Here is an 18,167-nt window from a genome sequence, read left to right on the forward strand (position 1 = left end):
GTATGGGCGAACTCTGTTCCAGTCGATGGTCAGCCCTTGGATAAACAAATCGTTCATACAGCACTCCATACTATATAATGTAAGAAACACTTAGCTCCGCTCAAACCCAAGATAGCGGGTGCCCTGAAAACTCAGCTTTCCGATGTCGCCCTGCACGAGCAGACCATAATCGCTTCCGTCCACTTCAAATTCCATCCGGTCGCCGCTCTCCACCTGAAAAGTCACATAGTACGATGTAAATGTGCTAGTGTCGTATCCGTGCGCACCGGACATATCTCCGGCATTGGCACTGCTGGAATGCGAAACATCGGTGCGCTTTGCTACCACTGTTGCCGGAACGGTAAGTCGCGGCGAGTGGTTGTTTTTGTTCCATGTGCGGAGATTTGAAATTAGAGCAAAGAAAAACATTCCAATAAAAAGCAGGAACAGGATTGGGAAAATGAAGCTGAATATAGCGTCAAACCATCCAAAAAACATTTTACTCCTCCAAAATTTCTTCCAGCAGGTCCTTTACATCGTCCAGAAAAGATTCTTCTCCAAGGGTGTTCACCTTGAAGAACACCGCCTGACTGCCGCCTGCGGTGATGGCAGACAGGCGGATCGGACTGTCTCCATTCTGGAACAGGGTCAGCGTCAGGCTCAGGCGGTTGCCGCCTATCATGCTGTACCGCTCAAACACACGGACACTGCACCGGGCGTCGCCTTCTTTGAAGTCACTGCCTGCTTCCAGATCGGCCGACCAGCTGCTGTCCGGGATCTCCTGTTCCAGCTTCCGAAGCAGCTTGTCAAAGTTTTTGTTTCGGATGGTCTTTTCAAAGATTGCCATAATGGTTCCTCCGTTCTGACAATTAAAAATCGGTCCCTTATTTTTGATACGAGCAGAGCCACAGGAAAATTGCGGAGAAATCGCTTGAAGAGAGGAATTTTGTCTAATTTGATTATAGCATATCTTTTGGAAGAACAAAATACTTTATGTACGCCGCCCGCAGGCGGCAATAATCAGTCCGGGGGAAATTCCAACTCGCCAAACTCCGCATCGGTCAGCAGTTTCAGCTTTTCGATAACACCTTCCGACAACTCCCGCAGGGCGGTTTCATCGGGCATCAGGTAGCACTGCATCAGCCGCAGTTCGTGGATAAGTCCCATCCGGGTGCCGGTGTTGTAGAGCATCATCAGCATGAGTTCCTCATGGTCAAAGTTCATGGGTAGACCTCGCTTTCCGGCATCCGATTGGGTTGCACTCCGGGGCATCGCATTTTTCCTTGAGATTCATCAGCACCGAAGGACGTTCCGGCTGCTTGTCCAGAAACCCCCGTAAATCTTTGAAGCCGATGCTGTCCACATAGTGCACAGACACCTCGCCATTGCGTTTGAGTGCGATCACATCGCTGACCGACAGGCTGTGCCCCTCAAAATCCTGCGGACGGGAGAGGTTGAACACCTGAAACAGTTCTTCCAAAACCTCGTTGTTCGGCACATCCTGCCACATGGCGGGCAAATCAGCATAGCCCTTTTGTAACAGGGCATTGCCGCACTCGATCACGATACACAGTTTATCTTCTATTTACATGGATTTACAGGAAAGCGGCTACCAATTTTAGCAGAGAGCCGGAAAACAGAGTTCAAAAGGTGCTTTATGGGGCTTCATTAGCTGGAAACCTGATTTTATTAGCTGAAACCGAAAATTCTGCTAATGGCATTAGCTGGCTAATTTTGGTGATAGGTTCAAAATGAAAAATGCGAAGATCGTCTTTCACATGGAAAAATGACCTTCGCATTTTCATAAAGGGATACCCCAGACAGGATTCGAACCTGCGGTCTCCTCCTTAGGAGGGAGGCGCTTTATCCAGCTAAGCTACTGAGGCATATTATGTATTATCGTTGATTTTTTGAAATTCGACGCACTTGGAAACAAATGTGTGGAATGCTTTTCACAACGAAGTGACCGACTGCATTGCAACTGGGACGATGGTGAAGTTGTTGCATCAAAATTTGTTGGGAAAACTCTGATCCCCGGCCTTGCTTTTGATTAGAGCAATCACTTCTGCACCCAAGGTATCAGGTTGACCGAATTCTTAGGAGGCTTGCGCTCTATCCATCTGAGCTACGGAGACGGATACCCTATTATAATACAGCATTTTGCGGATAAAATCAAGTTGAACCGGCGGGCAAAATGGTGTATGCTATAGAGGAAATGAAAATAGCCGCGGCAGGCTTTGCCGCGTGCGGAGGAGCTTATGGAAAAAGCAAAAGGGAAAAAGCTGTTTTACCGCCCGGCGGGCAAGCGCAAGGGGATGTATACGCCTACGCAGATCATCTGTGTGAGCTTTGTCATCGTGATCGCGCTGGGCACCTTTCTGCTCAGCCTGCCGGTTGCCAGCAAGCACGGGCGGCTGGATGTGCTGAATGCCATGTTCACCGCCACAAGCGCTACCTGCGTTACTGGTCTGATCGTGCGGGATACCTGGACCCAGTTCACCTACTTTGGGCAGGCGGTGATCCTGCTGCTCATTCAGGTGGGTGGTCTGGGGTTGGTCACCCTCACCAGCTTCTTCGCGCTGGCTATGCGGCGGCGTATGGGCTTCCGCGATCTGCGGCTGCTGGGAGAAAGCGTCTCAGCGGACGGATATGCGCAGGCCAAGGACGTGCTGAAGATCGTGGTGGGACTGGCTGGCCTGTTTGAAGGCATTGGCATTGTGCTGCTGCTGTTCGCCTTTGTGCCGCAGTTCGGGCTGGAAGGCATCTGGGTGAGCGTGTTCACGGCCATCTCGGCTTTCTGTAACGCGGGCTTTGATCTGTTTGGCCGGTTCGGCCAGTATTCCTCACTGGCACCCTATGTGAACAATTACTATGTTCAGGCCGTTGTGATGTTCATGATCATCTCCGGCGGTCTGGGTTTCATGGTATGGGTGGAGATCGGCGAGTACCGCAAAAAACACCGCTTGTCTCTGCAGGCTAAGGTGGTGCTGAGCTTCTCGGTGATCCTGTGGCTCGGCGGCGCGGCGCTCATCGCGCTGATGGAGTGGAACAATCCTGCCAGCATGGGCGGGCTCTCTGTGCCCGGCAAGCTGATGGCGGCGCTGTTCCAGTCGGTGTCCACTCGTACTGCGGGCATGAATACCATCGACCTTGCGGCCTGCGGCCCCATCACCAAACTGCTGATGAGCGCGCTGCAGTTCATTGGTGCGGCACCCGGCTCTACCGGCGGCGGCGTGAAGGTGACTACGTTCGCTGTGATCATCCTGACGATCCGCAGTGTGGCTCAGGGCCGCGATGACTGTGTGATCGCAGAGCACCACATCGAGTCCAAGACGGTTTATCGTGCTTTGACCATTATCGTGCTCGGCGGGCTGGCGGCGGTTGGCTCGGCTGTGGTGGTGTACTACAACACTTCGGAGGCGGTATCGGTCATTGACGCTATTTTCGAGTCCTGCTCTGCCTTTGGCACAGTTGGCCTTTCGGTGGGCGTTACCGCTCAGCTGAACCGGGGCGCAAAGATCCTGTATATGCTGGTCATGTTCATGGGCCGTGTCGGCCCGGTGTCGCTGGCCATGAGCCTGACGGCAAAGCCGGATGACAACAAACGGAAGATCATGCCGGTGGGGCATATCAACGTTGGTTAAACGATTTTGAATGCCCTCCTAGAGTTGCGGCTCCCAGCATCCACTTCATGCCTTGAGCGGCATTCGTGTCTTGCTGGCCGCGGCCCCAACAACTCCTCCCTGCTTCTGCCGCAGGCAGCGGTCGTCGTCGTTGTACTCTGGGCATGTTCGGTGGAATTTGATTTTTATTTTTCGCATTTGTCACAGCCCCGACGCTTGTCAGGGCGAATCCCTTCCATCTGCTAACGCAGATCGCTCGCCTGCTTGAAAGCCCCACTGGGGCTTTCATTGCTACGCAACCGCAGGGCTGCTCCAAATGCATTTTCACGAGTGGAGTCGTAGAAATAAGCGTCAGAGTATAATAAAAGTGGGTGCTATCCGAAAATAGCACCCACTTTTTTGTATATTGAAAAATAAAATTTACTCTGCGTACAGCTTGATGATGTTCAGCAAGATCTCGGTGCAGCGGTCCATGCGCTCAGCGGTGATGCACTCGCATACGCCGTGGAAATTGAAGCCGCCGGTGCCCAGATTGGGGCAGGGCAGGCCTTTCCAGCTCAGCATGGCACCGTCGGTGCCGCCGCGCACCGGAATTTCCTCCGGTTCCAGCCCGGCCATGCGGGTGGCTTTGCGGGCGGTCTCTACTAAGTGGAAATGCGGCTTGATTTTTTCCAGCATGTTGCGGTAGCTGTCCTTGATCTCCACGGTCACGGTGCCTTCGCCGTACTTTCCGTTCAAAAATTCGGCAATATCCAGCATGTTGTCCTTCTTGAACTGCAGCTTTGCGGCATCGTGGTCGCGCAGGATGTAGCCCAGCTTTGCGGTGGTCACATCGCCGTACATCTGGCACAGGTGGTAGAAGCCCTGACGGCCCTCGGTGGTCTCCGGCCGGGCCGTGACGGGCAGAGCACCGTGGAACTCCATTGCTACGTTGGAAGCGTTGATCATGGTGTCCTTGGCGGTGCCCGGGTGCACCGAGAAGCCGCGGATGGTCACGGTGGCGGAAGCGGCGTTGAAGTTCTCGTACTCAATGGAACCGGCATCGCCGCCGTCCACCGTATAGGCAAAGTTGGCACCGAAGCCCGGAATATCGAACAGCTCTGCACCCTCGCCGATCTCTTCATCCGGAGTAAAGGCGATACACAGCTTGCCATGGGGCAGGCCTTTTTCCTGAATGGTCTCAACAGCGGTCAAAATTTCGGCAATACCGGCCTTATCGTCGGCACCCAGCAGGGTGGTACCGTCTGAGGTGATGAGGGTCTCGCCCTTCATGGAAGTAAGGAAGGGGAACACAGAGGGCTTCATCACCATGCCGGTGGCGGGCAGAGTTACGTCGCCGCCGTTGTAGTTTTCCCACACAACGGGCTGCACATTCTCACCGCTGGCATCGTCGGCAGTGTCCATGTGGGCGATCAGGCCCAGAGCGTGTTGATCCTCACAGCCGGGCGTGGCAGGCAGGGTGCCATAGACGTAGCAGTGCTCGTCCACATGGGCATTCTCCATGCCGAGGGCCTTCATCTCCTCCACCAGCTGGCGGGCAAGGTCAAACTCCCGTTCAGCGGAAGGGTGCGTACCGGAGTTTTCGTCCGAGGTGGTATGCACCCGGACATAATTCAAAAGCCGTTCATAAGCGCGCATAAGGCACACTCCTTTTATATTTCAGTGATGTATACTTCTCAGTTCTTTTATCATACCCTCTTTTCCGACAATTTACAACTGTTTTGCACGCATTCATATGGAAAGATGAACCCTCATTTTTAAGATGAACAAAATTCACGCAGTAAAATGCATCCATCTGTGCAGAACGTGCTACAATAGGTACAAAATAAGCCGGGAGGGAAGTTTTATGGCAACAAAAGTCTTTTTTTACACCCTGCGCCCCTACGATGAGCTGGGCATCGCGCAGCGGCTGGCACCGAAGCTGGATGTTGAGTTTGGCTCTACGCAGGAGTATCCCACGCTGGAAAATGCTGAACTGGCAAAGGGCTATGATGCCGTGTCGGTAACGCCCTGTGATATGAGCGCGCCCATGGTCAAGCGGTTTCACGAGCTGGGCGTAAAGTCCATCTGCTGCCGTTCCATCGGCTACGACCACGTAGACCGCGAGACGGCCCGGGAACTGGGCATGAAGGTGGCCAATGTGGATTATCCGCCAAACGGCGTTGCAAACTTTGCCATTATGCTGATGCTGATGAGCCTGCGCAAGGCAGGGCACATCCTCAAGCGCGGCGAAGCGCAGGACTACTCCCTGCAGGGAAAAATCGGCCGCGATATTTCCAACTGCACTGTGGGTGTGATCGGTACGGGCCGCATTGGCCGCACGGTGCTGCAGCATCTGTCCGGCTTTGGCTGCCGCCTGCTGGCCTACGACCTGTACCCCAACGACGAGGTAAAGAAGATCGCCGAGTATGTGCCGCTGGAGACCCTGCTGGCGGAAAGCGATGTCATCACTCTGCACACCAACGCTACGGAGGAGAATCACCATCTCATCGACACCAAAGCAATTGAGAGCATGAAGCCGGGCGTGACCATCATCAACACCGCCCGCGGCAAGCTAATCGACAGCGATGCACTGATCGCCGGGCTGGAAAGCGGCAAGATCGGCGCGGCGGGCCTGGACGTGCTGGAAAATGAGAACGGCCTGTACTATTATAATCGCATGGGCGATGTGATCCCGAACCCGGAGCTGGCGGCTCTGCGCAGCATGCCCAATGTGATCCTGACCGACCACACGGCTTTCTACACCCACGAGGATGTGGAGAGCATGGTGCGCGGTGTGCTGGAAAGCGCAGCTGCCTTTGAAAAAGGCCAGCCTACCCGGCATGATGTGACGGAAAAGTAAAAAATACCGGTGCGGCTTTTTGAACTGCACCGGTATTTTTGTGTCTGTAGAAAAATCAGCTCAGGTCTTCGCCGTTGGTGGCAATGACCTTTTTGTACCAGTAGAAAGACTTTTTGCGGAAGCGTTCCAGTGTACCAGAGCCGTCTTGGTTGCGGTCTACATACACAAAACCATACCGCTTACTAATCTCCGCAGAGGCTGCACTGACGCAGTCAATGGGGCCCCAGCTGGTATAGCCAAACACTTCTACGCCATCTGCAATCGCACGTTCCATTGCCTGAATGTGGCCCCGATGGAACAAGATGCGTGCATCATCTTCCACCGTCTGCGTGCCATCCTGCAGCATGACCAACTGCTCACGGGCGCCGATCCCATTTTCTGCTACGAAAAGCGGTTTGTGGAAATGCTCGTACAGATAGTTCAGGATATAACGCAGCCCCTCCGGATCAATTGGATAATCGTAGTCCGAAACCGGCACGAATGGATTTTTCAGCCCACGCATCACATTTCCGTTTGCCATCTGATACTTGCTTTCGTCTGCGGCCACCACTTTACTGCTGTAATAACTGAACGAGACAAAATCGACTGTATTCTGCAAGGCGATTCGGTCATCTTCGGTGATATTCAGCTGGACATGGTTTTCCTTCCAGAGACGCTGTGCATAGTAGGGATAGCTGCCGGTACAATGCATTGTGATGAAGTAATCCAGCTCCTGCTGTGAGAGCATGGCTGACATCACATCATCCGGATTGCAGGTCATTGGATAACGCGGTGCCGAAGCTGCCATGCAGCCGATTTTCAGGGTGGCGTCCAGCTGGTGTGCAAACTGCGTCACAAGTGCACTGGCCACCAGCTGATGGTGGGCAGCCTGGTATTTGTCCTGTGCGGTAAGCTTGGATTTTGGTGTCATCACACCGGCCCCCAACAACGGCGAAATCAGGGTCACATTGATTTCGTTGAAGGTCAGCCAGTATTTTACACGGTCATGGTAACGGGTCAGTACTGTCTTGGCATAGCGCACAAAGTATTCGATTGCTTCACGAGAACGGAACCCATCCAGTCTGCGGCACAGCTCCAGTGGCATCTCATAATGGGAAAGTGTGATTAGCGGCTGGATGCCGTATTTCAGGCACTCATCGATTACCTGATCATAGAACGCAAGGCCTGTTTCATTGGGCTCCTGTTCAAAACCAGTAGGATAAATACGGCTCCACGCAATGGAAAAACGGAACACCTTGAATCCCATTTCGGCCAGAAGCGCAATATCTTCCTTGTAGCGATGATAAAAATCCGTACCCAGCAGTTTGAGATTGTCCGGCGTAGGTGCTTCCGTCACCGGACCTTGTACGCCGTGCGGCATGACATCCTGCTGGCTTAGGCCCTTGCCATCTTCCAGATAAGCACCCTCACACTGGTTTGCTGCCAAAGCACCGCCCCATAAAAAATCTTTCGGAAAACTCATATTTTACTTCTCCTGAACCGGATCCTTAAAGGTAATATAGGAAAGGATGAAAGCACTGACCATGGCGATTGCAACAGCGATGCACATATTGATAAACGAGTTATCCTCGCCAAGGTAGACAGCAAGTGCAAAAATGGTAGAAGTACCGTAGGCCCACTGCTTAACATGCATCAGGCCTGCAAACAGTCCGCCAAGAGCGCCGCCTGCCATTGCACAGTACAGGGGTGTTTTATACTTCAGGCCAATGCCATACAGGGTGGGTTCAGTAATACCGCACAGCGCGGTAACACCAACGGTGGAAGCCAGACTCTTGATCTCGGGGTTCTTGCTCTTCAGGGCAACGCCAAAGGTTGCAGCGGACTGTGCCATGTTGCTGCAGACCATGCCGGGAGCCAGAATAGTAGCGTAACCCAGCGTAGCACGCTGAATGCTCTGTGCACTGCCCAGTGCATAGTGCATGCCGGTCATGACCAGCAACGGGCACAAGCCGCCGACCAGCGTGGGACACAGCCAGCTTGCATAAACATCCAGTGCGGTGAATCCCTTTGCCAGATAGGTGCCGATAATGGAGCCCAGAGGGCCAAGCACAACGTAACCGACCGGGACCGTAATCAGAACAGTGATCATGGGGACAAAGAAAACTTTGATTGCTTTTGGCGTTTTCTTTTCAAAGAATCTTTCAACGATGGACTGGAAGTAGACGATCAGAATAATGGGTACAACACTGGAAGTATAGCTTGCCAATGTGACTGGCAGGAAACCGAACAACTTGACTGCTTCACCTGCGGTGCGCAGCGCAATATAATTGGGGTGCACCAGCATTGCGGCAAAGATCAAAGACAGATATGGGTTGCACTTAAACTTCTTGCCCGCAGAGAATGCCAGAAAGAAGGGCATATAATAGAAAACGCCGTCAGCCACCAGATAGAACAGTTGGTAGGTCTGGGAATCCGAGCTGATCACGCCGAACTGGGTCAGAATGGACAGGATGGCCTTGATCATACCGGCACCAGCCAGAGGTCCAATCATCGGCATAACGATGCTTGCCATCGTATCGACCAGGCGGGAGAAGATATTCTTCTTTGCCCCGTCCTCGGCTTCGGCCTCGGCATCTGTAACCGCCGGCTCGCTCTTGACGCCAGTCGTTCTGATCAGTTCATCATAAACTTCGTTCACATTGGGGCCGATAATGACCTGAAACTGCCCTGCCTTGTAAACGCAGCCTGCCACGCCATCGATTTTTTTTACTTCTTCAATATCTGCTTTTTTCACATCAATCAGGCGGAAACGCAGGCGGGTGATGCAGTGCGTTGCGGACGAGACATTTTCCTTGCCGCCAACTGCGCGCAGGATCTCGTTGATAAGTTTTTCGTTGTTCGCCATGAAGGGAACCTCCTCTTTTCTTTCCGGCTCCCCGAATGTGACCGTAAGGCGGCCGCGGCGCAGGGCGGCGGATGCAACATCCGGCAGCTTTGCCACAGCGTTTTCATCGGCCAGACCGGCGTCCTTCAGGGTGATATAGAGCATATCGTCCTGAAACTCGCACAGGCTGGTGTTTTCTTTTCCGCCGACCAGCGGAAAAAGCTTTTCCAGAAACTTCTCACGATCCATAGGGGAAACCTCCGTTTGTGGATAACTCTATCTGAATCTGGCCCGGACGCGCGCATCTCCGGAGCCGGAAACATTCAAAAAATCAATCGCTTTCGCGGTTCTGCACACGGTAGATGTGCAGCATCAGGTACAGCACTTCATCACGGCTGCAATGCCAGCCGTGGCGCTGCTCAATATTCTGTGCCACGGTGCAGGCACAATGATAGACGGCGGGGTATTCGCGGGAAAGCTCGTCCAGCATCTTCCCGCTGCCCTGTTCCATGGCTGCCCCGGCGGAAAGCCGCCGCACCAGAAACTGGATGTGCATGGCAAACCGGGCATAGTTGTAGCTTTCGCGATCTAGCACAATGCCAAGCTCCTGCTCGACGGAGGCCGTCACTTTGTCCAGAACTTCCACGGCGGTCAGGGTGCTGGACAGGTCACTGCCTTCCAGCTCGGCATTGACGATATGCAGCGCAATGTTTACGGCCTCGGCGCGGGGCAGGGAAGAACCGGTACGCAGACGCACGGTCTCCAGTGCCCGCAGGCCCAGCTCGTATTCATGGGGATACAGATGCTGCACGTCGTAATGCAGCGGAGCTGCCATCCGGATGCCCTGCTTTTCCCGCTGCTGTGCAAAGGCGATGTGGTCGGCCAGCGTGAAGGGCAGGTTGGGGTTCAGCTCGGTGTGCAGGGTGATCTCGGCCTGCTCGGTAATATCTGCCGCTGCCAGAAGCGCTTCTTCCGGCAGGCTGGCCAGCATTTCATAATACTGCGGGTCTACGTCGTAAAACGTGCGGTAGACCACAGAAAGATCGGTCAGCTCATAGGGCATCGGATGGAAGCCTACCCCGCGGCCCAGAACGACCATCTCACGGCCGCGATTATCCTGCGCCACGGCAGCGTTGTTGTTGATCTTACGCAGCAGCTTCATGGACAGCTTCCTCCCGACAGAATGTTGAAAAATACGCAATAAAAAGAAAAAACCTCCGAAAGCATCTACCTGTGCAGAACCGATAACACACCCATAGTGTCTTTTGGTTAACTGCCAGTAGCGCCTCCCGAGGAGTAACGACTGGTTTAATTGTCTGCAAATATCTTACCAGAACAGACAGAGAAAATCCATTCGCGATTTCGACAAAAGATATTCTGAAAAATCAGACGGGTTACCCAAATGTTGGATACAATAAACCCCTGCCGACAGGAGAAATGCCATCGGCAGGGGGAAAGCATACTATTTGAAGAAAAATCAACCCAGACTGATGCCCATGCGGCGGGCGACGGTGAGCAGGTCGCAGTTCTCCGGCACATTGCGGGTCTTGCCTGCAATGTCGGCCAGACGGTTCTCGGTGACATGGCGATTCACCATGGCAACGGTCACGCCGTAGCGCTCGATCTCCACCAGCTTTGCCGCATAGCTGCCGAACTGGGTGGCCAGCACACGGTCGTAGGCGCTGGGGCTGCCGCCGCGCTGCATGTGGCCCGGGATGCACACACGGGTCTCCATGCCGGTTTTTTTCTGCACGGCCTGTGCAATGCGGTTGGTGGCGGTGGTACCAAAGCCTGCCTCGGCGCGCTTTGCCATCCATTCCTTGCGCTTCATGCCGGCTTCCTCGCAGTTGATGGCACCCTCGGCCACAGCGATGATGGAGAAGTTGGAACCCTTCTTTGCGCGGCGTTCCACGGCAGAACACACACGGTCGATATCATAGGGCTGTTCCGGCAGCAGAATAATATCTGCACCACCTGCAATGCCGGAGTACAGCGTCAGCCAGCCTGCCTTGTTGCCCATGATCTCAATGCACATCACGCGGCTGTGGCTGCCTGCGGTGGTGTGGATGCGGTCGATCACATCGGTGGCAATGTCCACGGCGGTGTGGAAGCCGAAGGTTACGTCGGTACCATAGATATCGTTATCAATGGTCTTGGGCAGGCCGATGATGTTCAGACCCTCCTGCGAGAGCAGGTTTGCGGTTTTGTGGGTGCCATTGCCGCCCAGGCACAGCAGGCAGTCCAGCTTGGCTTCCTTGTAGGTCTTTTTCATGGCGGCAACCTTATCAATGTTGTCGTCCTCCACCACACGCATCATTTTAAAGGGGGTGCGCTTGGTGCCCAGAATGGTGCCGCCCAGCGTCAGGATGCCGCGGAAATCGTCCTCGCACATCTCCTTGTAGTCGCCGTTGATCAGGCCGCTGTATCCGTTCAGGATGCCAATGATCTCCACGTTATCGCCCATGCGGGCATACAGTGCTTTTGCTACGCCGCGGATGGTGGCGTTCAGACCCGGACAGTCGCCGCCGGAGGTCAGGATTCCAACACGTTTTTTCATTCAAAAGCCCTCTTTCATTTGGTATTCAGCGCCGCGCGTTCTGCCTTTCAAAGTCAGTCTGCCCGGAGACCTACCTGTTTATAGTATAAGATTATTCCGGATGGGGGCCGCTGTCAAGAGAAGCGCAGAAAATTTACACGCTTCCACGGTGCATTTCTGCGGGCAGGAGAACAGCGGGAAAACTTTTGCAGAAAAAATAAAAAAATGGTTGACAAGCGCGGGCCTTTTGAGTATAATATCCCTTGTCAGCAGCGCACGGCGCGGCAGACAAACAGAATAATGGGGATTTGCATAGTGGTAGTGCGGTAGACTCTGACTCTACTTGTGGGAGTTCGATTCTCTCATCCCCAACCAAGAAAACCGCAGTCTCAACTGGCTGCGGTATTTTCGGGGCATAGCGCAGTTGGTAGCGCGCCTCGTTCGGGACGAGGAGGCCGTGGGTTCAAATCCCGCTGCTCCGACCAAAAAGAACCAGTACACATTCGTGTACTGGTTCTTTTTTTGTCTCTGTGCGGGATTTGAACAGGGCGGCGGTGCGAAGCATCGCAAACAAAGCCATAGTATGGCTTTGTTTAGCCCGCGGGTCCCACCGGCTAGGAATGTCTAACAAGGTGCATGCTGCTAACACATTCGTGTACTGGTTCTTTTTTGTCTCCGCGCGGGATTTGAAGGAGCACGGGCCGCGCCGTAGGCGAGGTAATCAAAGCCCCAGTGGGGCTTTGATTAGTGCGCGGGTCCCAACCCGTAGGAATGTCTAACAAGGTGCATCCCGCCAGGAGTAGCGGGATCTGCAATCCGCAAAATTTTGACTTGTGTTCTAAATATGATATACTGGAAGAGCAAAGCCATATCTGGCTGCAGAACGGACAAAAAAGCGAGGAAAAACAGAAACTATGCAGGAAACAAAAAAGAAAAAACGGGCGGTCGCGCTTTTTGTGATCGTTCTGATCTGCCTTTGCGGCTGGTGGGCTGTGCGGAAAGAGGGCTTCTTTCTGGATGAGATCTACTCCTACGGCCTTGCAAACAGCAGTTATGTTCCGTTTTTAAGCTGGCTCCATGGTGGAGAACAGGTGGCAAACGGCAAGCTGCCGGAGGCAGTGTTCACGCAGAGCGAGTTTCTGAATTATGTTGCCCCGCAGGGAAGCACACGGTTCGACTATGCGTCGGTCTACTATAACCAGACGCAGGACGTTCATCCGCCGCTGTTCTACTTTTTGCTGCACACGGTGTGCTCATTATTTCCGGGCAGCTTTACAAAATGGACGGGTCTGGGGATGAATTTTGTGCTGCTGGGCGGCACGCTGGCAGCGCTGTATGCGCTGGGCATGGAGCTGTTTGCAGACTGGAAAAAAGCATTGTTTGTCTGTGCATTGTATGCGTTCAACCGTGAAATGATCTCGAATGTGACGATGGTGCGCATGTATATGCTCATGACCTTGCTGACGATCCTGCTTGCGCTGCTGGTGGCAAAGTCTCTTCGCAGGCCGTCTGTGCCCAGATATCTTCTGATCGGTGTAACCATCTATCTTGGCATGATGACCCAGTATTTCTTTGTGGTCTATGCCTTCCTGCTGTGCGCAGCATATGACCTTTACCTGATGTTCCGGCGCGAATGGAAAAATGCTGCTGCATTTTCGCTTTCAGCGCTTGCGGGCGTTGGCGGAATGCTGCTCACCTTTCCGTGCTGGTATGCACAGCTGCACTCGCAGGATACGGTTTCGCTGGAGTCAACAGCAAACAATCTGCTGGATCTGGCGCAGTACCCCAAAGGCCCGCTGGAGCTGATCGGCTGGAGCATCGTCGGTTTTGCTGTAGGCGCAGGCATTATGGCCGTGCTGACCCTGACGAAGCTGGGGCAGCGCTGGCTGCCGGGCAAGTTGCGCGGCACTACGCTGATCCCCGGGGATGTCAAGCTGATCGCGGTCCCGGCGCTTGCTGCATTTCTGGTTATCGCGGTGATCTCGCCGTATAAGTCGCTGCGGTATGTGTACCATCTGCAGCCGCTGGAAGCGCTGTTTTGCGGCTGCGGCCTTTTCTCCATTCTGGATACGCTGCGTGCAGGCACCAGAAAGCGCATTCTGCAGATCGTGTGCCTTGCAATGGTCGTGCTTGCATTTGTGATCGAGCCGGAGCGCATGTACAGCGGTACTTATAAGATAGACAAAGAACTGGAACAATACAGTCAGGCCGCCTGCGTGGATATTACCGGGGACCTTGGCAGTTTCACTTCCGGCGTGCAGGAGCTTCTCAAATTTCAGGAGGTCTGTGTGGTGCCGGACGATTCCAGTGAGCTGCTGGTGCAGTATAACACCGGCGAAAATGATACGCTGGTGCTGTTCATTGGAGGCCGGGGGCTGTGGCAGTTCGTGACGGCAGAACAGGTGGAGCAGATCACGGCCCAGAACATGGAAACTGCGTGGAACGTTGCCCGGCAGGGCGGCTATGAGGATGTTTCGCTGCTGGCAACGCAGGAGTTTGAACAGATCTTTGTTTTGAAAAAGTGAACGCTTTGCGGCACAGCAGAAGGGAAAACTGCCTTTTTTGCGTGTGCTATATCGTTTTAAGGTAAAGTGTGCTAGAATAGTACCATCAACGATTCAGGAGGGTATCCCATGCTCAAACGACTGCGCAAAGCGCACCCGATCTTATTCTGCGTTCTGGCAGAAGTGATTTTTCTGGCAAGCCTGTTTGTAACAGATCTGGTCTTTACCATTGCATTGGTTCTTTTCCGGACGGATTTTGCGTCCATTGATACATACCTCTACAGCACTCTGCAGGAGCTGGTGGGGGCCATGGTGGCAGTGCTGTTTCTGGTACGGACAGACCGTGCCGGGCTGCTGCGCCGCCGCGGCAGCGGCTTTTTCAATGGCCTGCTGGTGGGCATGTACCCGCTGGTGTTCATTGGCTACAATGCCTTTGGTTCGCTGGTGCTGGGTCGGCCGGAGAACGGCGTGCTGCAGCCTGCGGCACGCATCTGCACCTTCCTTGTCAGCATGGCCATGGTGGGTGTGGCCGAGGAATTCATCTTCCGCGGTGTCATTGCCCAGACCCTGCTGGAGCACTTTGGCACCAGCCGCGCCGGTGTGTGGAAGGCCTGCCTTTTGTCCGGTGTGCTGTTTGGTGCGGCGCACCTGACCAATATCCTCAGTTCGGCACCGTTCGGTGTGCTGATGCAGTGCGTGTTTGCAGCATCGCTGGGCACTCTTTTTGCGGCGATCTACTTCCGCACCGGCAATTTGTGGGTGACGGTATTCCTGCATGGTGCCATGGATATTTCGTCCATGCTCATCGGTGGGCTGTACGGCACCACTACCGTGGCCGATGCGGTGAGCGGCTACGATGCATCCATGCTGCTTTCGGTGCTGCTGTATCTGATCCCCACCGCAGTTCTGCTGCGCAAAAAGAAGCTGCCGGAGGTGCAGCTGTACTGGCACCAGTACGTAAAAAAATAAAGGCAGGATGCAAAAAATATCCTTGCATTTTGCACAGGGTTCTGGTATACTGTATCTGTTACCGTGGTACGGGGTTGGGAGTATGCCCGCTTTTTGGGAATGCCGTTTCCCGCCGCTGTTCCATTGGCACATAAAATTTTATAAAGAGGTATGGTACTATGAACAAGCAGGAAGTTATGGCCAAAGTCGCTCTGACCGAGAAGGACACTGGCTCTCCCGAAGTGCAGGTCGCTCTGCTGACCGCTCACATCAACGAGCTGAACGAGCACCTGAAGAAGAACCCGAACGATCACCACAGCCGCCGCGGCCTGATGAAGATGGTTGGCCGCCGCCGCAATCTGCTGGCTTATCTCCAGAAGAAGGACATCGAGCGTTACCGTGCTCTGATCGCAACTCTGGGTCTGCGTAAGTAATTTAAACAGAGGGCAGGTACCGCAAAGGTGCCTGCCTTTTGCTTTTGTATACAAATGGCAGCGGCTGCGTATTGCAGCAGTAAATCGAACGCCTGTGCCCCGAATGCTTTTTCATGGCGCGGACGGCTCACATCAACGGCAGAGACATTCCCCCGGTGGGGGAAATATCTCAAACAAAACCGGATGTGAACGGCACGGACGCTGGATTTATTGCTATGATGCGCGTGCCACCGCCTTTTGGATAGAAAAAATCCGAAAAAACAAGGAGGCAAAAACAATGGCAATTGAATTTGGTTCCCGCAGAGAGACCTTTGAGAACTACAAGGTCTACGAGACCATGCTGGCAGGCCGCCCGTTCAAGGTAGAAATGGGCAAAATGTGCGGTCTGTCCAACGCCAGTGCGCTGATCCGCTACGGTGAGACCTGCGTGATGTGCAATGTGGTCATGAGCCCCAAGCCCCGCGAGGGCGTGGATTTCTTCCCCCTGAACGTGGAGTATGAGGAAAAGCTCTACGCCGCAGGCCGCATCCCCGGTAGCTTTATGCGCCGTGAGGGCCGCCCCGGTGAGCGCGCCATCCTGACCAGCCGCGTGGTGGACCGCCCCATGCGCCCGCTGTTCCCCAAGGAAATGCGCAACGACGTGTGCATCACCATGACCGTCATGAGTCTGGACCCCGACTGCAGCCCTGAGATCGCCGGTATGATCGGTGCTTCTCTGGTCACTGCCGTGTCCGACATCCCGTGGAACGGCCCCATCGGCGGCGTGCAGGTGGGTCTGGTGGACGGCGAGATCGTGCTGAACCCCACGCAGGAGCAGCGCAAGGTGAGCGACCTTGCCCTGACCGTTGCCGCCACCATGGATAAGATCGTGATGATCGAGGCCGGTGCCAACGAGGTGGACGAGGACACCATGCTGAACGCCATCAAGGCCGCTCACGTGGAGATCAAAAAGACCATCGAGTTCATCAACAAGATCGTGGCCGAGCGCGGTAAGCCGAAGATCGATTTTCAGGTGGTGGGTCTGGATATGGACGTGTTCCACGCCATCCAGAACAAGTATCTGGACGACTTCAAGGCCGCTATGGATACCGACGACAAGAATGTGCGCGATGCCGCTCTGCTGCCCATCATGGACAAGATCGCCGAGGAGTACCCCGACCTGACCGCTGCAGATCTTGATCTGGTCAGCTATAAGATGCAGAAGTTCGTGGTGCGCCGCTGGCTGCTGGACGAGGGCAAGCGCGTGGACGGCCGCGGCATCAACGAGATCCGCCCGCTGGCTGCCGAAGTGGGCATCCTGCCCCGCGTGCACGGCTCCGGCATGTTCACCCGCGGCCAGACGCAGGTGCTGACCACCTGCACTCTGGGCGGCACCAAGGACAACCAGCTCATGGACGACCTGACCGACGAGCAGACCAAGCGCTATATCCATCACTACAACTTCCCGCCGTACTCTGTGGGCGAGGCCCGCGCACCGCGCAGCCCCGGCCGCCGCGAAATCGGCCATGGCGCACTGGCAGAGCGTGCTCTGGTGCCCGTGCTGCCCTCTCTGGAAGAGTTCCCCTACACCATCCGTTGCGTGTCTGAGGTGCTCTCCTCCAACGGTTCCACCTCTCAGGCATCTATCTGCGGCTCTACGCTGGCCCTGATGGATGCAGGCGTGCCCATCAAGGCACCCGTTGCCGGCATTTCCTGCGGCCTGATCACCGAGGGCGACCGCTGGATGACCATGCTGGACATTCAGGGCGTGGAGGACTTCCACGGCGATATGGACTTCAAGGTGGGCGGCACCCGCAAGGGCATCACTGCCATCCAGATGGACATCAAGATCGATGGCCTGACCTACGACATCATTGCCGAGGCTTTCGAGAAGTGCCGCAAGGGCCGCCTGTATATTCTGGACGAGATCATCAAGCCGGTGATCGCAGAGCCCCGCCATGAGCTGAGCCGCTACGCACCCAAGATGTTCAGCATGATGATCCCCACCGATAAGATCAAGGACGTGATCGGTAAGGGCGGCAAGGTCATTCAGGACATCTGCGCTACCTGCAACTGCAAGATCGACGTGCAGGAGGACGGCCATGTGTTCGTCTCCGCTGTAGATCAGGAGGACGCAAAGCGCGCCATCTTTACCATCAAGACCATTGTGGAGGACCCCGAGATCGGTGCCATCTACAAGGGCAAAGTGACCCGCCTGATGAACTTTGGTGCCTTCGTTGAGATCGCACCGGGCAAGGAAGGTCTGGTGCACATCTCCAAGCTGGACACCAAGCGTGTGGAGCGCGTGGAGGATGTGGTGGCTGTGGGCGATGCCATCGTTGTCAAGGTGACCGACATCGACCAGCAGGGCCGCATCAACCTGAGCCGCCGCGATGCCATTCTGGCGCTGGAAGCCAAGCGCGCCGAGCAGGCACAGCAGCAGTAAACCCTGACTGCATAAAAGAAACCGAAAAAGAGGACCCGATGCATCTGCATCG

15 protein-coding genes and 3 tRNA genes are annotated in these 18,167 nt (G+C 54.7%); 8 read left to right on the top strand and 10 right to left on the bottom strand.

From position 1 onward, the window contains the following. Nucleotides 1-90: 90 nt before the first annotated feature. The 5 genes from DWV57_RS04775 to DWV57_RS04795 all read right to left on the bottom strand — a co-directional run bounded on the left by DWV57_RS04775 (nt 91) and on the right by DWV57_RS04795 (nt 1,865). The gene (locus DWV57_RS04775) at nt 91-477 is read right to left on the bottom strand and encodes a DUF2500 domain-containing protein (RefSeq protein WP_015536783.1); all 387 of its coding nucleotides are present in this window, start codon (nt 475-477) and stop codon (nt 91-93) included. A 1-nt stretch (nt 478) separates the two neighbouring features. After that, on the bottom strand, nt 479-826 hold the full coding sequence (locus tag DWV57_RS04780) for a DUF6054 family protein (protein ID WP_112122235.1): 348 nt from the start codon (nt 824-826) through the stop codon (nt 479-481). A gap of 173 nt (nt 827-999) precedes the next feature. Beyond that, complete coding sequence (locus DWV57_RS04785; protein WP_120020146.1) at nt 1,000-1,203, bottom strand: transposon-transfer assisting family protein; 204 nt, start codon at nt 1,201-1,203, stop codon at nt 1,000-1,002. Next, the gene (locus DWV57_RS04790; protein ID WP_243112304.1) at nt 1,193-1,543 is read right to left on the bottom strand and encodes a YodL domain-containing protein; all 351 of its coding nucleotides are present in this window, start codon (nt 1,541-1,543) and stop codon (nt 1,193-1,195) included. Before DWV57_RS04790 ends, DWV57_RS04785 begins: the two co-directional genes overlap by 11 nt. A 248-nt stretch (nt 1,544-1,791) precedes the next feature. Next, nucleotides 1,792-1,865: transfer RNA gene (locus tag DWV57_RS04795), tRNA-Arg, on the bottom strand. 372 nt (nt 1,866-2,237) lie between these two features. Between DWV57_RS04795 and DWV57_RS04800 the strand changes: the two genes are divergently transcribed. Further along, a complete protein-coding gene (locus DWV57_RS04800) occupies nt 2,238-3,623 on the top strand; it encodes a potassium transporter TrkG (RefSeq protein WP_120020147.1) in 1,386 nt (461 codons plus the stop codon). 399 nt (nt 3,624-4,022) lie between these two features. On the opposite strand, the gene pepT is transcribed toward DWV57_RS04800, so the two are convergent. Next, entirely contained in the window at nt 4,023-5,240 is a 1,218-nt protein-coding gene (pepT, locus tag DWV57_RS04805) for a peptidase T (protein WP_120020148.1), read from the bottom strand. Between the two features lie 208 nt (nt 5,241-5,448). Here pepT and DWV57_RS04810 point away from each other — a divergent pair, with 208 nt between their 5' ends. Further along, a complete protein-coding gene (locus DWV57_RS04810; RefSeq protein WP_118529296.1) occupies nt 5,449-6,444 on the top strand; it encodes a D-isomer specific 2-hydroxyacid dehydrogenase family protein in 996 nt (331 codons plus the stop codon). 55 nt (nt 6,445-6,499) lie between these two features. Here DWV57_RS04810 and DWV57_RS04815 read toward each other — a convergent pair whose 3' ends face one another. The 4 genes from DWV57_RS04815 to DWV57_RS04830 all read right to left on the bottom strand — a co-directional run bounded on the left by DWV57_RS04815 (nt 6,500) and on the right by DWV57_RS04830 (nt 11,825). Beyond that, complete coding sequence (locus DWV57_RS04815) at nt 6,500-7,906, bottom strand: family 1 glycosylhydrolase (protein WP_118529295.1); 1,407 nt, start codon at nt 7,904-7,906, stop codon at nt 6,500-6,502. 3 nt (nt 7,907-7,909) lie between these two features. Beyond that, nucleotides 7,910-9,517: a PTS transporter subunit EIIC gene (locus DWV57_RS04820; protein ID WP_118529294.1), complete on the bottom strand. Its 1,608-nt coding sequence runs from the start codon at nt 9,515-9,517 to the stop codon at nt 7,910-7,912. Nucleotides 9,518-9,599: 82 nt separating this feature from the next. After that, nucleotides 9,600-10,430, bottom strand: coding sequence for a PRD domain-containing protein (locus DWV57_RS04825; protein ID WP_118529293.1), 831 nt, complete (start codon nt 10,428-10,430; stop codon nt 9,600-9,602). 315 nt (nt 10,431-10,745) lie between these two features. Next, complete coding sequence (locus tag DWV57_RS04830) at nt 10,746-11,825, bottom strand: ATP-dependent 6-phosphofructokinase (RefSeq protein ID WP_097776657.1); 1,080 nt, start codon at nt 11,823-11,825, stop codon at nt 10,746-10,748. 280 nt (nt 11,826-12,105) lie between these two features. Here DWV57_RS04830 and DWV57_RS04835 point away from each other — a divergent pair. From DWV57_RS04835 to DWV57_RS04860, 6 genes are all read left to right on the top strand, one after another. Beyond that, nucleotides 12,106-12,179: transfer RNA gene (locus DWV57_RS04835), tRNA-Gln, on the top strand. 34 nt (nt 12,180-12,213) lie between these two features. Further along, nucleotides 12,214-12,289 (top strand) — tRNA-Pro (locus DWV57_RS04840). 429 nt (nt 12,290-12,718) lie between these two features. Beyond that, nucleotides 12,719-14,329 (top strand): glycosyltransferase family 39 protein, encoded by a 1,611-nt coding sequence (locus DWV57_RS04845; protein WP_120020149.1) that lies wholly within the window; start codon nt 12,719-12,721, stop codon nt 14,327-14,329. A gap of 108 nt (nt 14,330-14,437) precedes the next feature. Further along, nucleotides 14,438-15,277, top strand: a complete 840-nt coding sequence (locus tag DWV57_RS04850; RefSeq protein ID WP_118529220.1) for a CPBP family intramembrane glutamic endopeptidase — start codon at nt 14,438-14,440, stop codon at nt 15,275-15,277. Nucleotides 15,278-15,435: 158 nt separating this feature from the next. Further along, a complete protein-coding gene (rpsO, locus tag DWV57_RS04855) occupies nt 15,436-15,690 on the top strand; it encodes a 30S ribosomal protein S15 (protein ID WP_005933138.1) in 255 nt (84 codons plus the stop codon). 277 nt (nt 15,691-15,967) lie between these two features. After that, the gene (locus DWV57_RS04860) at nt 15,968-18,115 is read left to right on the top strand and encodes a polyribonucleotide nucleotidyltransferase (protein ID WP_118529221.1); all 2,148 of its coding nucleotides are present in this window, start codon (nt 15,968-15,970) and stop codon (nt 18,113-18,115) included. Nucleotides 18,116-18,167 lie beyond the last annotated feature (52 nt).

Origin of the sequence: Faecalibacterium sp. AF10-46 (assembly GCF_003604105.1) — a bacterium.
Classification (GTDB): Bacteria; Bacillota; Clostridia; order Oscillospirales; family Ruminococcaceae; genus Faecalibacterium; species Faecalibacterium taiwanense.

Bases quoted from the DNA above. Each gene is read 5' to 3' on its own strand.
- DWV57_RS04810 (WP_118529296.1), top strand. From the start codon at position 5,449: ATGGCAACAAAAGTCTTTTTTTACACCCTGCGCCCCTACGATGAGCTG.
- DWV57_RS04825 (WP_118529293.1), bottom strand. From the start codon at position 10,430: ATGAAGCTGCTGCGTAAGATCAACAACAACGCTGCCGTGGCGCAGGAT.
- pepT (WP_120020148.1), bottom strand. From the start codon at position 5,240: ATGCGCGCTTATGAACGGCTTTTGAATTATGTCCGGGTGCATACCACC.
- DWV57_RS04850 (WP_118529220.1), top strand. From the start codon at position 14,438: ATGCTCAAACGACTGCGCAAAGCGCACCCGATCTTATTCTGCGTTCTG.
- DWV57_RS04800 (WP_120020147.1), top strand. From the start codon at position 2,238: ATGGAAAAAGCAAAAGGGAAAAAGCTGTTTTACCGCCCGGCGGGCAAG.
- DWV57_RS04860 (WP_118529221.1), top strand. From the start codon at position 15,968: ATGGCAATTGAATTTGGTTCCCGCAGAGAGACCTTTGAGAACTACAAG.
- DWV57_RS04830 (WP_097776657.1), bottom strand. From the start codon at position 11,825: ATGAAAAAACGTGTTGGAATCCTGACCTCCGGCGGCGACTGTCCGGGT.
- rpsO (WP_005933138.1), top strand. From the start codon at position 15,436: ATGAACAAGCAGGAAGTTATGGCCAAAGTCGCTCTGACCGAGAAGGAC.
- DWV57_RS04815 (WP_118529295.1), bottom strand. From the start codon at position 7,906: ATGAGTTTTCCGAAAGATTTTTTATGGGGCGGTGCTTTGGCAGCAAAC.
- DWV57_RS04775 (WP_015536783.1), bottom strand. From the start codon at position 477: ATGTTTTTTGGATGGTTTGACGCTATATTCAGCTTCATTTTCCCAATC.
- DWV57_RS04785 (WP_120020146.1), bottom strand. From the start codon at position 1,203: ATGAACTTTGACCATGAGGAACTCATGCTGATGATGCTCTACAACACC.
- DWV57_RS04820 (WP_118529294.1), bottom strand. From the start codon at position 9,517: ATGGATCGTGAGAAGTTTCTGGAAAAGCTTTTTCCGCTGGTCGGCGGA.
- DWV57_RS04780 (WP_112122235.1), bottom strand. From the start codon at position 826: ATGGCAATCTTTGAAAAGACCATCCGAAACAAAAACTTTGACAAGCTG.
- DWV57_RS04845 (WP_120020149.1), top strand. From the start codon at position 12,719: ATGCAGGAAACAAAAAAGAAAAAACGGGCGGTCGCGCTTTTTGTGATC.